The 12688-nt window shown below is 59.5% G+C and carries 15 protein-coding genes, 1 tRNA gene, 1 rRNA gene and 1 pseudogene; 14 read left to right on the forward strand and 4 right to left on the reverse strand.

The genetic code is table 11. The features are described 5' to 3' along the window. Window positions 1-75 precede the first annotated feature (75 nt). From rrf to BUB54_RS18900, 3 genes are all read left to right on the forward strand, one after another. Window positions 76-190, forward strand: a 5S ribosomal RNA gene (gene rrf, locus BUB54_RS18890). 76 nt (window positions 191-266) lie between these two features. Continuing rightward, a tRNA-Met gene (locus tag BUB54_RS18895) sits at window positions 267-343 on the forward strand. 213 nt (window positions 344-556) lie between these two features. Next, on the forward strand, window positions 557-1954 hold the full coding sequence (locus tag BUB54_RS18900; RefSeq protein WP_073212018.1) for a tyrosine-type recombinase/integrase: 1398 nt from the start codon (window positions 557-559) through the stop codon (window positions 1952-1954). Window positions 1955-2098: 144 nt separating this feature from the next. Here the strand turns inward: BUB54_RS18900 and BUB54_RS21955 are convergent, their stop codons facing one another. Beyond that, the gene (locus BUB54_RS21955; RefSeq protein WP_342351568.1) at window positions 2099-2230 is read right to left on the reverse strand and encodes a DUF4113 domain-containing protein; all 132 of its coding nucleotides are present in this window, start codon (window positions 2228-2230) and stop codon (window positions 2099-2101) included. 3 nt (window positions 2231-2233) lie between these two features. Continuing rightward, window positions 2234-2347, reverse strand: a pseudogene (locus BUB54_RS21960) (hypothetical protein); the annotation flags it as partial. Window positions 2348-2423: 76 nt separating this feature from the next. Between BUB54_RS21960 and BUB54_RS18910 the strand changes: the two are divergent. The 11 genes from BUB54_RS18910 to BUB54_RS18960 all read left to right on the forward strand — a co-directional run bounded on the left by BUB54_RS18910 (window position 2424) and on the right by BUB54_RS18960 (window position 11556). Beyond that, complete coding sequence (locus BUB54_RS18910) at window positions 2424-2750, forward strand: SOS response-associated peptidase (protein ID WP_052948405.1); 327 nt, start codon at window positions 2424-2426, stop codon at window positions 2748-2750. 132 nt (window positions 2751-2882) lie between these two features. Further along, window positions 2883-3239 carry an ArsR/SmtB family transcription factor gene (locus tag BUB54_RS18915; protein ID WP_048879555.1) on the forward strand — a complete coding sequence of 119 codons (357 nt, stop codon included), beginning with the start codon at window positions 2883-2885 and terminating at the stop codon, window positions 3237-3239. Beyond that, window positions 3232-3759 carry an arsenate reductase ArsC gene (locus tag BUB54_RS18920; protein WP_048879556.1) on the forward strand — a complete coding sequence of 176 codons (528 nt, stop codon included), beginning with the start codon at window positions 3232-3234 and terminating at the stop codon, window positions 3757-3759. Before BUB54_RS18915 ends, BUB54_RS18920 begins: the two co-directional genes overlap by 8 nt. Continuing rightward, on the forward strand, window positions 3759-4190 hold the full coding sequence (gene arsC, locus BUB54_RS18925) for an arsenate reductase (glutaredoxin) (protein WP_048879557.1): 432 nt from the start codon (window positions 3759-3761) through the stop codon (window positions 4188-4190). Before BUB54_RS18920 ends, arsC begins: the two co-directional genes overlap by 1 nt. Window positions 4191-4223: 33 nt before the next feature. Then, on the forward strand, window positions 4224-5537 hold the full coding sequence (locus BUB54_RS18930) for an arsenic transporter (protein ID WP_048879558.1): 1314 nt from the start codon (window positions 4224-4226) through the stop codon (window positions 5535-5537). Continuing rightward, window positions 5534-6247 carry an arsenical resistance protein ArsH gene (gene arsH, locus BUB54_RS18935; RefSeq protein WP_241869417.1) on the forward strand — a complete coding sequence of 238 codons (714 nt, stop codon included), beginning with the start codon at window positions 5534-5536 and terminating at the stop codon, window positions 6245-6247. Before BUB54_RS18930 ends, arsH begins: the two co-directional genes overlap by 4 nt. 245 nt (window positions 6248-6492) lie before the next feature. Then, window positions 6493-7710: a hypothetical protein gene (locus BUB54_RS18940; protein WP_048879560.1), complete on the forward strand. Its 1218-nt coding sequence runs from the start codon at window positions 6493-6495 to the stop codon at window positions 7708-7710. A 156-nt stretch (window positions 7711-7866) separates the two neighbouring features. After that, window positions 7867-10002 carry a ParB/RepB/Spo0J family partition protein gene (locus BUB54_RS18945; protein WP_073212019.1) on the forward strand — a complete coding sequence of 712 codons (2136 nt, stop codon included), beginning with the start codon at window positions 7867-7869 and terminating at the stop codon, window positions 10000-10002. Between the two features lie 100 nt (window positions 10003-10102). Further along, a complete protein-coding gene (locus BUB54_RS18950) occupies window positions 10103-10600 on the forward strand; it encodes a DUF6878 family protein (protein WP_073212020.1) in 498 nt (165 codons plus the stop codon). A 10-nt stretch (window positions 10601-10610) separates the two neighbouring features. After that, window positions 10611-10976, forward strand: a complete 366-nt coding sequence (locus BUB54_RS18955; protein ID WP_073212021.1) for a DUF6915 family protein — start codon at window positions 10611-10613, stop codon at window positions 10974-10976. A gap of 76 nt (window positions 10977-11052) precedes the next feature. Continuing rightward, window positions 11053-11556: a hypothetical protein gene (locus tag BUB54_RS18960; protein WP_048880524.1), complete on the forward strand. Its 504-nt coding sequence runs from the start codon at window positions 11053-11055 to the stop codon at window positions 11554-11556. An 89-nt stretch (window positions 11557-11645) separates the two neighbouring features. On the opposite strand, the gene BUB54_RS18965 is transcribed toward BUB54_RS18960, so the two are convergent. Together BUB54_RS18965 and BUB54_RS18970 are read right to left on the reverse strand one after the other, a co-directional pair. After that, a complete protein-coding gene (locus BUB54_RS18965) occupies window positions 11646-12071 on the reverse strand; it encodes a type II toxin-antitoxin system VapC family toxin (protein WP_048880521.1) in 426 nt (141 codons plus the stop codon). Continuing rightward, window positions 12068-12310, reverse strand: coding sequence for a type II toxin-antitoxin system Phd/YefM family antitoxin (locus tag BUB54_RS18970; RefSeq protein ID WP_048880522.1), 243 nt, complete (start codon window positions 12308-12310; stop codon window positions 12068-12070). Before BUB54_RS18970 ends, BUB54_RS18965 begins: the two co-directional genes overlap by 4 nt. Between the last annotated feature and the right edge of the window lie 378 nt (window positions 12311-12688).

Here is a 12688-nt window from a genome sequence, read left to right on the forward strand (position 1 = left end):
AAAATTGCTGAAATCACACACATAAAACGCACCAAAACCATTCACCCAGATAAATCATATTGATAGGCTGGATGACCTGGTGGCTTTGGCGGGGAGCCTACACCCGATCCCATCCCGAACTCGGACGTGAAAATCCCCAGCGCCCATGGTACTGTGTCTTAAGGCACGGGAGAGTAGGTCGCCGCCAGGTCTTCCAGCCTATCAATAAAACATAATAACCGCCCCAAAATGCCAAATAGGCAAAGTAAGGGCGGTAAAATCAATGACGCGGGGTGGAGCAGCCCGGTAGCTCGTCAGGCTCATAACCTGAAGGTCCCTGGTTCAAATCCAGGTCCCGCAACCAGAAATACAAACCAAATCAATGCACAATGGCCTCCTCCGGGAGGCTTTTGGCGTTCTATACGCCTAGCACACCCTTAACACATGTTCACTCGCCGGTAAAAACCTGACAATCTACGCGGTTGTAAAGTTTTTGCTCAGTGCAAACGAGGCTGTGTACCGGGCGCCTTGATCTGAATATCCCGTTCCCGCGGCCCCCTATGTTTGAGGGTGTTCGATGGATAATCATCTGACGCTGCTGGGTGGCAAGCTGCAGTTGTACCGGCGCGGCAATAGCCGGTTCTGGCAATGCTCGGCCTCCGTCGGGGCCAAACAATGGCGGGCCACCACCAAACAAGAAAACGTCAATCTCGCAACCAAGGTGGCGCAGGATTGGTATCTGGGACTCTGCGGCAAGCAGGCTTCTGGCACGCTGGTGACGGAGAAGACCGTCGCCGATGCGGCCGAGAAATTTACCCGCGAATATGAAGTCATCACCGAGGGCGAGCGCTCGCCCAAATGGGTGCAAGGGCATCAAATTCGGCTGCGCCTGCATCTGTTGCCGTTCTTTGGGAAGATGGGATTGTCGGAGGTGACGCCCGGGACCGTGCAGGATTACCGGGTGCACCGGATTGAGACGGCGACGAAGGCCAAAGCCAAACCGCCTGCGCGTAGCACGTTGCATGATGAGGTGGTGACGCTACGGCTGGTGTTGAAGGCGGCGATCCGCCATGGCTGGCTGACGCATCTGCCGGATTTGTCGCCGCCGTATAAGACCCAGGGCAAAATCGTGCACCGGCCCTGGTTCAGCCCGGAGGAATATAAGCAGCTTTATACGGCCTCGCGGGACTGGGCGCGCAATCCGCCGCAGCCGCAGTACCGGTGGAATGCCGAGCAGATGCACGACTATATTTTGTTCATGGGCAATACCGGGCTGAGGCCTGATGAGGCCGGAAATCTCCAGCACCGTGATGTGTCGATCGTGACCGATCATGCCACGGGCCAGACGATTCTGGAGATCGAGGTGCGGGGCAAGCGCGGGGTGGGGTTCTGCAAGAGCACGCCGGGCGCGGTGCGGCCTTATGAGCGGTTGCTTAACCGGCCAAAGCCGACGCGCGGTAAGCAAAAACGCAGCCGGAGCCTGAAGAACCCGAACGCGCCGCTGCCGGTGGAGTTGCCGGAGCCGACCGACAAGGTGTTCCCGCAAGGCGGGCAGTTAAAGTTATTCAACCGGATATTGGCGAAAGCCAAATTGAAGGCCGATCGGGATGGGAAGCCGCGCACGGCGTACAGCCTGCGGCATACCTATATCTGCCTGCGGTTGATGGAGGGAGCGGATATTTATCAGATCGCCAAGAATTGCCGAACCTCGGTAGAGATGATCGAGAAACATTATGCCGCGCACATAAAGAATACGCTCGATGCGGCTGCCATTAACGTGATGCGCCCGAAAGCCGCAAAGGCGGCGGAGAAGATTGCGAAATCGCTGGGCAATGGGAACGGCAAAGCAAAGGCTGGCGGTAAGCCCAAGGATGCAGAGAAATCCCCGCGTCGCCACGCCGCAGGGGAGGCCGGTCTGCACGGCACGGATGCCGATTGGGTGCCGGGAAGTTTAACGGCGGAAAGCAACGGCTAAATGGGCGCGGTCTGCGCCACACATGTTTTTGGGAGGCCGCAGTGCCGACCAGGCAGCGATCCGCTTGGCGGATCGCCCAGAAGCGCACCCCTTGCGGGTGCGCAACCAGGGGCTTTGCCCCGCTTAATCATATTCATCATCCGTTCAAAACGCCTGAGCCACCAGCATCTCCTCGGCGCGCGTGGTGTAGCGGGGCGAGTGCCGTGCCTGGCGGCCGGCCCAGGTTTTGATCATGCCGCTCCCAAAACGAGCGTTGACGGCATCCAGCGCTGCCATGGCGCGGGCGGATTTGACCGCATCTCGGAACATCTCATCGACGCTGTAGGGTTCCACTTGCGGCACGCGGGCGGCGAGGACTTCGTACATGCGCCGGCTCATATCGCCATAAAGCGGGTAATTGCTGGAGCGTCATTCGACTTGTTTGCACGCGGGCCGGCGCAAAGCGAGGAGGCAGGGCTCGCCCACTTTAATGCCGAGTGCCTTCGCCCGCCAGAATGGCGTGCCGATGATGCTGGCCGGGTTGTGGGATGTCTGGCAGGGGGAGGGAGGTGCGTGGCTGCGCAGCTTTACTCTCATCACGACTAGCGCCAACGAAATCGCCCGGCCGATCCATGACCGGATGCCGGTGATCGTGGAGGCTGGGGATTGGCCGTTGTGGCTGGGTGATGACGAAGGAGATCCAGGGGAGTTATTGCGGCCCGCAGGCGATGAGATTCTCAAAGCCTGGCCCGTCAGCCGCCGGGTGAACAGCCAGGCGAATAACGACGCGCAGCTGATGGAGGCAGTGCGATGCTGACCGCATTTGGCAAAGACGGGCCGAAAGCGGACGGGTAGCTGCGGATTACAAGCAAAGAAAATCAGACGTTCTTCAGGTAATGTGTGCATCCGTGGCCTTGCGTAGCTTCCATAATTCTTTTATACTCGAAATATGGAGAATTGCGACGTTATTGTGACACTTGGCGCATTGGCTCAGACCACGCGTCTGGACGTGTTCAGACTACTGGTAAGGAACGAGCCAAACGGCGTTGCTGCCGGCGAAATCTCAAGAATCCTGGCGGTGCCTCCCAATACGATGTCAACGCATTTGGGAATTTTGTCCCGCGCCGGACTGATCCACAGCAAGCGCTATAGCCGATCGATTGTGTACCGCGCCGATCTGAAACGCTTCCGAGAAATGACCTTATTTCTGGTGGCTGATTGCTGCGGCGGCAATCCAGAAACATGCGCCAGCGTTATCGCCGATCTGATCCCCTGCTGCCCCACAAAGGAAGAGGCCAATGTCTGACCGCATTTACAACGTGATGTTTCTCTGCACTGGCAACACGTCCCGCTCAGTGCTGGCGGAATCGATTCTCAATAGGGATGGCGGTGGAAAGTTCCGGGCATTTTCGGCAGGCAGCTATCCAAAAGGGATCGTAAACCCTTTTGCCATAAGAGTGCTTGATGGCAATGGTTACCCAACCGAGGGCCTGCGCTCGAAAAGCTGGGACGAGTTTTCTCAACCGGGGGCGCCGGTTATGGATTTTGTGTTCACCGTTTGCGACAATGCCGCCGGCGAGACCTGCCCCATCTGGCCCGGTCATCCGATGACGGCGCATTGGGGCATTAATGACCCGGCCGCGGTTGAGGGTTCGGATATCGAGAAGCAAGCGGCCTTCGTTCAGGCCTTCCGTTATCTACGTAACCGGATTAGCGCTTTTACGAGCTTGCCACTCGCCAGTATCGATAAAATGGCGCTCGGCACGAAACTACGCGAGATCGGCCGTGCCGAAGGTGCCACCTCCCTGTGCCCGGATGTTGCCTGATGCAAAATGATAATGTGACGATCTACCATAATCCGGCCTGCGGCACCTCGCGCAACACGCTGGCGATGATTCTCAATGCCGGCATCGAGCCAAATGTGATCGAATACCTCAAAAATCCTCCCTCTCGCCAAGAATTGTCAAGCCTGATCGAGCGCGCCGGCCTGACGGCGCGTGAATTGCTGCGCGAAAAAGGCACGCCCTATGCCGAACTCGGTCTGGATGACGAAACGCTGACCGACGAACAACTGGTCGATGCGATGATGGCGCATCCCATCCTCATCAACCGGCCCCTGGTCGTCACCTCCAGGGGCGTAAAACTCTGCCGTCCTTCGGAGGTCGTATTGGACATTTTGCCCAAGCCGCAGATCGGCGCGTTCGCCAAGGAGGATGGTGAAGCCGTCATCGATTCCGCCGGCCAACGCGTTAAATAATCGCCTCATCAACAACTGGTTTAGGACTTCAAGATGCTGGCGCTTGCCATCTTCCTGGTTACCCTCGTCTTCGTCATCTGGCAGCCGCGGGGCTTGGGGATAGGTTGGAGCGCCATGGTAGGAGCAATTGTCGCACTGCTGACGGGTGTTATCAGTTGGCACGATGTGCCAGTGGTGTGGCACATCGTCTGGGACGCAACTTTCACCTTCGTCGCGTTGATCATCATCTCGCTCCTGCTGGATGAGGCGGGATTTTTCCAATGGGCCGCCCTGCACGTGGCGCGCTGGGGCGGCGGTAATGGCCGTAAGCTATTTCCTCTTGTCGTAGTGCTCGGTGCGCTCATCGCCGCGGTGTTCGCCAATGACGGTGCGGCGCTGCTGCTGACGCCGATTGTGGTAGCGATTTTATTGCGTCTAGAATTTACGCCCGCCCAGACACTGGCGTTCGTGATTGCCACGGGCTTTGTCGCGGATACGACCAGTCTGCCGCTCATCATTTCCAATCTCGTTAACATCGTCAGCGCCAATTATTTTCATGTCACCTTCGACCGCTATGCAGCGGTGATGGTGCCCGTTGACCTTTGTTCGCTGGCAGCGACACTCGGCGTTCTTTGGTTTTACTTTGGCCGCAGCGTGCCCGTGTATTATTCAATGGCAAAACTCGTCGCCCCGGAGAGCGCCATAAAGGACCGGCTCGTTTTCAAGGCCGCCTTTCCGCTGCTGGGCGTACTACTGCTGGCATATTTCATTTTGGCTCCTCTTGGTGTGCCGGTCTCTGTGGTTACGGTCGCTGGCGCGGTCGTCCTGCTTGCTTTGGCGGGGCGCTGGTTGCAGCGCGGCCAGGGTGCCGTCATCGCGACGAGTAAAGTGTTGCGCGGTGCGCCGTGGCAGGTCGTTATTTTCTCTCTTGGGATGTATCTGGTGGTGTACGGCCTGCGAAATGCTGGACTGACGCTATACTTGGCGGATGCGCTCGCGTGGCTCGCGCGCCATGGCATCTGGGTCGCCACCATCGGCACCGGCTTTGGCGCTGCAATCTTATCGTCGGTTATGAACAACATGCCGGGTGTGTTAATCGGCACATTATCCATTGAGCAGTCTCATGGCATCCCCGCGCTGACCCGTGAGCTAATGGTGTACGCCAACATTATCGGCTGTGATCTCGGCCCGAAATTCACGCCGATCGGCAGTCTCGCGACGCTGCTCTGGCTGCATGTGCTCGGGAAAAAGGGCATCACCATCAGCTGGGGCCAGTATATGCGCGTTGGCCTTCTCATCACCCCGCCCGTGCTGCTAATCGTTTTGGTGGCTCTGGTTATATGGTTGCCACTACTGGGAACGCCATGAGCACGCAATTTAAGCCCGACTCAGCGATGCCGGCTTTACGCCACGATCTGCTGCCAGCAGTCGACCATGAACGCCTCGAACCAATCGCACGGACGGCGCATCCACCGCGCATTCTTCTACTTTATGGGTCGCTGCGTGAGCGATCATACTCGCGGATGCTTGTCGAAGAAGCCGCCCGGATACTCGATCTGCTCGGTGCAGAAACGAAAATATTTAATCCACGGGATCTGCCAGTCGCCGATTTCACCGGGGCCGACCATCCCAAGGTGCGGGAATTACGTGCCCTGGCGCTCTGGTCTGAAGGTCAGGTCTGGTGCAGCCCGGAACGCCATGGCGCTGTCACTGGCGTATTTAAAAACCAGATCGACTGGATTCCGTTGGAGATTGGCAGCGTGAGGCCAACGCAAGGCCGGACTCTGGCCGTCATGCAAGTGAGCGGCGGCAGCCAAAGTTTCAATGCCGTCAACACGCTGCGACTGCTTGGCCGCTGGATGCGTATGTTTACCATCCCCAACCAGTCGAGTGTGCCGAAAGCGTATGAACAGTTCGATCAGGCGGGCAGAATGCTGCCAGGACCGTTGTATGATCGCGTCGTCGACGTTATGGAGGAGTTGGTGCGCTTTACTTGGCTATTGCGCGATCGTTCGGATTACTTGGTGGAGCGCTATAGCGAACGGGTTGCACATTTCAATTTGCCTGAAAATCTTTGACGAGCTTGCCCCATTGGACACGCTGTTATTTCTTCCGCCAATTCGATATCCGTCAGTTACGGTTGATGTCTGCTTTTTAGAACTTGGCTACGTCACGTAATTGGCGTGATAGAGCGCGGTGCTGCCGATTACCGTGCTGGTCTTTGGCCCCGGTTTCGGGGCTGAGAGTGAGAGTTGAGCTGGGCACTTCATGACAGGTTTTAGTCCGGAGGAGAGGCTTCCGGCGCCTGTCATGGAGAAGTGCCATGGATATCAATGCGTCTGCCGCGGTGGCGGTTGTGGGGGCGAGCGCGGGCCGGGCTGGGTCGGCGGGTTTTAAGGTCGATGTCAGCCGGGGTGAGCGGCTGGGACGGGTGTCGTCGGAATGGTTTTCGCGGCCCGATGATGAGCGGTTTTTGTCCTTGCCGGAATTATATGGTGCGGTGCGTGCGCGGACTGACCGGGCCGAGGCGCGGACGGTGGAGAGCCGGGCCATCCGGGTGGAGGCGCGGCGTGACGATGGCGAACGGCTGGCACTGATCGTGCCGGGACAAGAGCGGCCGGTGGATCCGACGCATTGGAGTTTTGGGCAGCTTTGCGGGCTGGTGGGGGCGCCGGCCGGGTATCTGCGCGAGTTGCCAGCACCTCTGGCGGGGATCAATCTGCAGCACGGGCTGCTCAATCATCGCGCCGAGCTGGTGAAGACGCTGGAGACCAATGACGGGCGGGTGGAGTTGCGCGCCGTCACCGGCCCGGATTACGGGCGCATCTGGGACCATGAGTTGGTCTCGGCGGTGATGCGTATCGCGGGCAACGGCACGGGCGATACGAATTGGAAAGTGCCGGGCGTGCTCGATTGGGCGACGATGACGCATAACCCGTTCGTGGACGTGAGCAAGGACACGACCACGCTCTATGCCAGCGACCGCGATGTGTTCTTGTTCCTGGTCGATGACACTCATCCGATCGAAGCGGGCCGGTTGCCGAATGGTGATCCTGATCTCTATTTCCGGGGTTTTTATTGCTGGAACAGCGAGGTTGGTTCGAAGACGCTGGGTATCGCGTCCTTCTACCTTCGCGCGGTCTGCATGAACCGCAACCTCTGGGGCGTGGAAGATTTTCAGGAGATCAGCATCCGACATAGCAAATTTGCCGCGCAGCGCTTCGCCCATGAGGCCACTCCGGCGCTCACCAGTTTCGCCAACTCTTCCCCCGCACCGTTCATTGCTGGTGTGAAGGTGGCGCGCGAACAAATCGTCGCCCGCAAGGATGAAGATCGCGAGGCCTTTTTGCGCAAACGCGGGTTCAGCAAATCCGAGACCGCAAAAGTTATCAACGCGGTTCTGAGTGAGGAAGGCCATCCACCAGAAAGCGTGTTCGACTTCGTGCAAGGAATTACGGCCCTTGCACGAACCAAGCCACATCAGGATGCCCGGCTGGAGCTGGAAGGCAAAGCAAAAATGCTGTTGGAGCGCGTGAGCTGACTTTTTTTCAGGGAATGTTCAAAGCCGTGGAGCCGCTTTTGCGGTTTCACGGCTTTCCTCTTGAGGGGGCACCAAGAGTCAGAGGGCCGAGCAAAAATTCATGACGGGATGGAGGTCGAGAGAGTGTCTCCGGCCGCCCGTCGTGGAGTTTTTCCCATGGCCAAATCTGTTCAGAAAATCACGCTCAGCGCCTCCCGCGATATTCCTTTTGATCGGCTGGTGCTGTCGCAATCCAATGTCCGGCGGGTGAAGGCCGGCGTGTCGATCGAGGAGCTTGCGGCGGATATCGCGCGGCGCACGCTGCTGCAAAGCATCACCGTGCGGCCGGTGCTGGATGACAAGGGCGCGGAGACCGGCTTGTTCGAAATCCCCGCCGGCGGGCGGCGCTACCGGGCGCTGGAATTGCTGGTGCGGCAAAAGCGCCTCGCCAAGACCGCGCCAATCCCGTGCGTCGTCCGCACCGAAGGCATCGCCGAGGAGGACAGCCTGGCGGAAAATGTGCAACGCGCGCCGCTGCATCCGCTGGATCAGTTCCGGGCGTTTCAGGCGCTGCGCGAGAAGGGGCAGAGCGAGGAGGAGATCGCGGCGGTGTTTTTTGTCGCAGTCTCGGTGGTGAAGCAGCGGCTGCGGCTGGCTGCCGTCTCGCCCCGGCTGCTGGAGGTTTATGCCGAGGACGAGATGAATCTCGACCAATTGATGGCGTTCTCGGTCGGCCCAGACCATCAGCGCCAGGAGCAAGTGTGGGAGGCGATGCAGCGCTCCTACAACAAAGAGCCGTATCAGATCCGCCGGATGCTCACCGAAGGCGCGGTGCGCGCCAGTGACAAGCGGGCGCAATATGCCGGCGAGGATTATGTGGCGGCGGGCGGGCCGATCATGCGCGATCTGTTCCAGCAGGATGATGGTGGCTGGTTGCAGGATGCCGGGCTGTTGGTGCGCGTGGTGGCGGAAAAGCTGGAGCGCGACGCCGACGCCCTCCGCGCCGAGGGCTGGAAATGGGTCGAGACCGCGACCGAGTTCCCGTATGGCCACAGCTATGGCCTGCGGCGGATTGCAGGCACGCGCCGCCAGCTAACTGAGCAGGAGATCGTCCAGGTTGAAGCGCTGCGGGCCGAGGCAGAGCGGATCGAGGAGGAAGCCGCGGCGGCGGATGAGGTCTCCGACGATGCCGATGCCTGCCTCGCGGAAATCGAAGCCGAGATTGACGCGCTGACCCATCGCCCGCCAGTTTATGATCCCGCGGAAATGGCCATGGCGGGGGTGTTTGTCAGCATCGACGGCAGTGGCGCGCTGCGGGTGGAACGCGGCTATGTTCGCCCCGAGGATGAGCCGGTGGTGGTTGAGGAAGCCGATGAGGCGGCTTTGGCAGGTGAGGGTAGTGGTGTCGCAGATGATGATAGCGATCCCGCCATGCCGGAAAGCCGCATCATCGTCGCGCATGTCGGTGATGCGGCCGAACCGGAGGTGGAGGAGGAAGATGGCATTAAACCATTGCCTGACCGGCTGCTGACCGAGCTGACGGCCTATCGAACGCTGGCGATGCGCGAGGCGTTGGGCAACGAGCTAGGCATCGCTTACCTCGCGCTGCTGCACGCGCTGTGCCTGCGGCTGTTCTATCGCTACGGTGCTGAATCCTGTCTGGAGGTTGAGGCGAAGAGCGTGATGTTCGGTGCCCAGGCGCCGGGGCTGGCCGACACGCCCTTGGCGACGCGGGTTGATGCGCGGCACGAGGCCTGGGCGGCGCAATTGCCCGAAGATAGTGCTGAACTATGGGATGCCCTCGCCAATCTCGATACGGATAGCCGCGAGGCGTTATTCGCCCATTGCGTGGCGCTGACGCTGAACGCCACGCATGATGTCTATAACCGGCGGCCCCGGGCGTTGGCGCATGCCGGGCGACTGGCGGAAATTTTGACGCTTGATTTGGCCGCTGCGGGGTGGGCGCCGAATGTGGACAATTATCTCGGCCGGGTGACCAAAGCGCGCATCCTCGAGGCTGTACGCGAAGCCAAGGGCGAGCAGGCCGCGCAACGGCTGGAAAACCTCAAGAAAGGCGACATGGCTGAGGCCGCCGCGCAGGCGTTGGCGGGCACCGGCTGGCTGCCCGAGGCGCTGCGCACGAAGGGCGTGGAGACCATGACGATGCAGGCAGATGTTGCGGCCTTGGCCATGCAAAGTACCGTCGCCGCCGATGCCTGCGCGGATGCGGCCAGCGAGGAAGCAGAGACGGCCGATCTTCCATCAGTCGAAGACTATGAACAGCTCGAGCCGCACGAGATCGCGGCGGAGTGATCCCACAACCCCGAGGCGGCCAAGAGGCCGCCTCGTCTTTATCCATTCACCCCATCAAAACCCGGCCCCGTGCCGGGTTTTGCATTTCTGGAGACAGATCATGTCAGACAATCACAATCCAGCATCTGGTCAGCAACCGCTTACCAGTATCGATCCGTTTATGGCGGCATGGGAACAAAAAGAACGCGCGTATCGCGAACGCGCGCGTGCCGTGCTCGATGGCAACAAAAAAGCGCTTTTCGGGATTCTGGCGGAACATGGCATTACCGCCGTGATCGTGAATTTCGACGGTTATGGCGATAGCGGCCAGATCGAGGACATCACGGCCCAGAGCGGCGATGTTGCCGCGGAATTGCCGGATGAGCGGATCGAGCTTTTCCGCCCGGCCTGGGATAGCCCTGACATTGAACGCCAGACCCACACGGTGCGTGAAGCCATTGAGGCGCTATCCTATGATTTTTTGGCGCAGACGCATTGCGGCTGGGAGAACAATGATGGCGCCTATGGCGATTTTACCTTCGATGTCGCGGGAGGCAACATCACGCTCGACTATAATGAGCGCTATACCGCTTCCGAAAACTATTCGCATGAATTTTGAGGAGGAGGAAATGGCTCATCCTTATCATCACGCGTTATCCTCCGCGAAAAAATGGGGCGGGACGGCGGAAGATTTTTTGTCGCTACATTCTTGGTTCGATGAGTCGAAGCTCATAACAGCAGACTTCCGGCATCGGGCACTTCGCCATCATGCCGAGGGCATTTTTATGGCGGAAAGATTTTTCGGCCATGTGATGACGATCTCGACGGGGCGCGTCGTACCTGTGCGCCTGATCGGCGAGCAGCACGTTCGCGAAGACCTCGGCTTCATACCAGGCTTCGCGGATTGGATCAAAGCCATCCGGCCCGAACCCTGGATGGGCCGGGCCATGGCGCTGCATAGACTGCTTGATCCGTTTGAAGTCGATGCTGCCTGAGTATCGAGTTTCAATATTCATCTCTCTCAACACAGAACCCGGCCCCGTGCCGGGTTTTGCATTTCTGGAGGCCAACATGGCGGATTATTTTTCACCGACTGTGATACCGGAAATCATCCCCAACGCGGACATGACGAAGCTGGAGCTTTTGTTGCTCTCGCAGATGTTCGATGCGGACTCGGATGGTGACGGAACCTATTTCCATTCCTGGCAAGGGCCGTCGGATCTGATCTGGGTCGATCGCGCCGAACTTATAACGGCGCTAGATGCGACCCGTGGCAACAAAAGCCAAGTGTATCACTATGTGGAAGAAAAACTTAAAAATGCCACATCGGATGATGGCACCATTGAGCTTGATATGAGCGGGTTGTCGTGGGAGGTCATTCTTCAGGACATCGTGCGGCGTTCCGCCAAACGGCGTTACATCACCGTGACGACGGCGTTCATGTGTTCAAAGATGCGCGCCGATGGTTTTGGCGGCATGGCGTTGTTCATCACCGCCGATGCGATCAAAGGCTGCTCGACCACGGAGTTTCTGTCGGACTGCTTTGCCGACATCGCCGGGCAGGAGGGCGATTGATGGAATGTCTGGAAATCGCTTGAAGACTCAGCGACCAATGCGGATGGGCCGGACCCGGTGGGGTACGGCCCATTTTGCGTGGGCGTTTGTCAGAGAAGCAGAGTCTTTACGCCCAGTGCTGCGCCGGCCTCGCCGAGGCGGCGGTCCAACGTGCACAGCGTGGCGCCGTGATCCGCGCAGATGGCGAGATGCAAAGCATCGCCCGCGCGTAAGCCCAGCGTGTATTGATCCGCGAAGCGGGCGGCGGTGCGGAATTGCAGCCCGTTGACGGCCAAATGCCGGAAGCTTTCGGCTGCCAGTTGCGTGAACAGGGCCAGGGCATCGGCACGGTGCGCCGGTTGCAACTGGCCCGTGCGCAGCTTGATCGACAAGGCCGCGGAGAATTCGGTGACCACCCAATCGCTGATGGCGAGGTCTCCGGCTTGTTGTGCGGTCAGCCAGGCCTGCATGCGCGGGGTCTCGGCTTCATTGGTCAGGGCGGCGACCAGCAGAGATGTGTCGAGATACAGGCTCAATAGCGCGTCTCATCGCGCATCTTGCGGATGGCCTCGCGCGCGGGCTCAGCCTGTTTTGGCATGGCGGCGGTCACGGCGCGCAGGGCATCGAGACTGACTGGTTTGCGCGGCGTATCGGCGGAGACAATCTGTGCCACCGGCTTGCCCCGGCGGGTGATTCCCACAGCCTCCCCCGCGGCGGCCCGTTCGACCAGCTCGCTCAGATGCGCCTTGGCGTCGGCGAGGTTAACGTTGTTCATGGGATGCTCCTGACCAATTAGATGGTCATGTATAGCATGAAGCCCAGCCGAGTGGAAGATTTTCGAGGGGTGCGGTGGCCAAGCGCACTTCCGATTCGGAAGATAGCGCATGGGCAGGGTGGAACGATAGGCTGCGCTGTTCGGCCCAACGCCGAATACGAACCTGAATTGATGGGCAATCTGTAGCGATGGAGGGGCAACGATGCCCAAGCCTGATTTTTCCATGCCGGCGGCCGAGCTGGCACAGATGCTGGCACGGCAAGCCGAGGCAGTGTGCCGGTATTATCTGCCCGCCGGGCGGCGTGAGGGGCGTTATTGGCTGGTGGGAGACGTTCATAACACGCCGGGGCGGTCCTTGTTTGTCCGCCTGACCGGCGG

It is taken from the genome of Acidocella aminolytica 101 = DSM 11237, from assembly GCF_900129125.1.
GTDB lineage: Bacteria > Pseudomonadota > Alphaproteobacteria > Acetobacterales > Acetobacteraceae > Acidocella > Acidocella aminolytica.

What these genes read in the sequence shown, in the direction of transcription:
- BUB54_RS18900 (WP_073212018.1), top strand. Translation starts at nt 557, where the DNA reads ATGGATAATCATCTGACGCTGCTGGGTGGCAAGCTGCAGTTGTACCGG.
- BUB54_RS21955 (WP_342351568.1), bottom strand. Translation starts at nt 2,230, where the DNA reads ATGGCAGCGCTGGATGCCGTCAACGCTCGTTTTGGGAGCGGCATGATC.
- BUB54_RS18910 (WP_052948405.1), top strand. Translation starts at nt 2,424, where the DNA reads ATGCCGAGTGCCTTCGCCCGCCAGAATGGCGTGCCGATGATGCTGGCC.
- BUB54_RS18915 (WP_048879555.1), top strand. Translation starts at nt 2,883, where the DNA reads ATGGAGAATTGCGACGTTATTGTGACACTTGGCGCATTGGCTCAGACC.
- BUB54_RS18920 (WP_048879556.1), top strand. Translation starts at nt 3,232, where the DNA reads ATGTCTGACCGCATTTACAACGTGATGTTTCTCTGCACTGGCAACACG.
- arsC (WP_048879557.1), top strand. Translation starts at nt 3,759, where the DNA reads ATGCAAAATGATAATGTGACGATCTACCATAATCCGGCCTGCGGCACC.
- BUB54_RS18930 (WP_048879558.1), top strand. Translation starts at nt 4,224, where the DNA reads ATGCTGGCGCTTGCCATCTTCCTGGTTACCCTCGTCTTCGTCATCTGG.
- arsH (WP_241869417.1), top strand. Translation starts at nt 5,534, where the DNA reads ATGAGCACGCAATTTAAGCCCGACTCAGCGATGCCGGCTTTACGCCAC.
- BUB54_RS18940 (WP_048879560.1), top strand. Translation starts at nt 6,493, where the DNA reads ATGGATATCAATGCGTCTGCCGCGGTGGCGGTTGTGGGGGCGAGCGCG.
- BUB54_RS18945 (WP_073212019.1), top strand. Translation starts at nt 7,867, where the DNA reads ATGGCCAAATCTGTTCAGAAAATCACGCTCAGCGCCTCCCGCGATATT.
- BUB54_RS18950 (WP_073212020.1), top strand. Translation starts at nt 10,103, where the DNA reads ATGTCAGACAATCACAATCCAGCATCTGGTCAGCAACCGCTTACCAGT.
- BUB54_RS18955 (WP_073212021.1), top strand. Translation starts at nt 10,611, where the DNA reads ATGGCTCATCCTTATCATCACGCGTTATCCTCCGCGAAAAAATGGGGC.
- BUB54_RS18960 (WP_048880524.1), top strand. Translation starts at nt 11,053, where the DNA reads ATGGCGGATTATTTTTCACCGACTGTGATACCGGAAATCATCCCCAAC.
- BUB54_RS18970 (WP_048880522.1), bottom strand. Translation starts at nt 12,310, where the DNA reads ATGAACAACGTTAACCTCGCCGACGCCAAGGCGCATCTGAGCGAGCTG.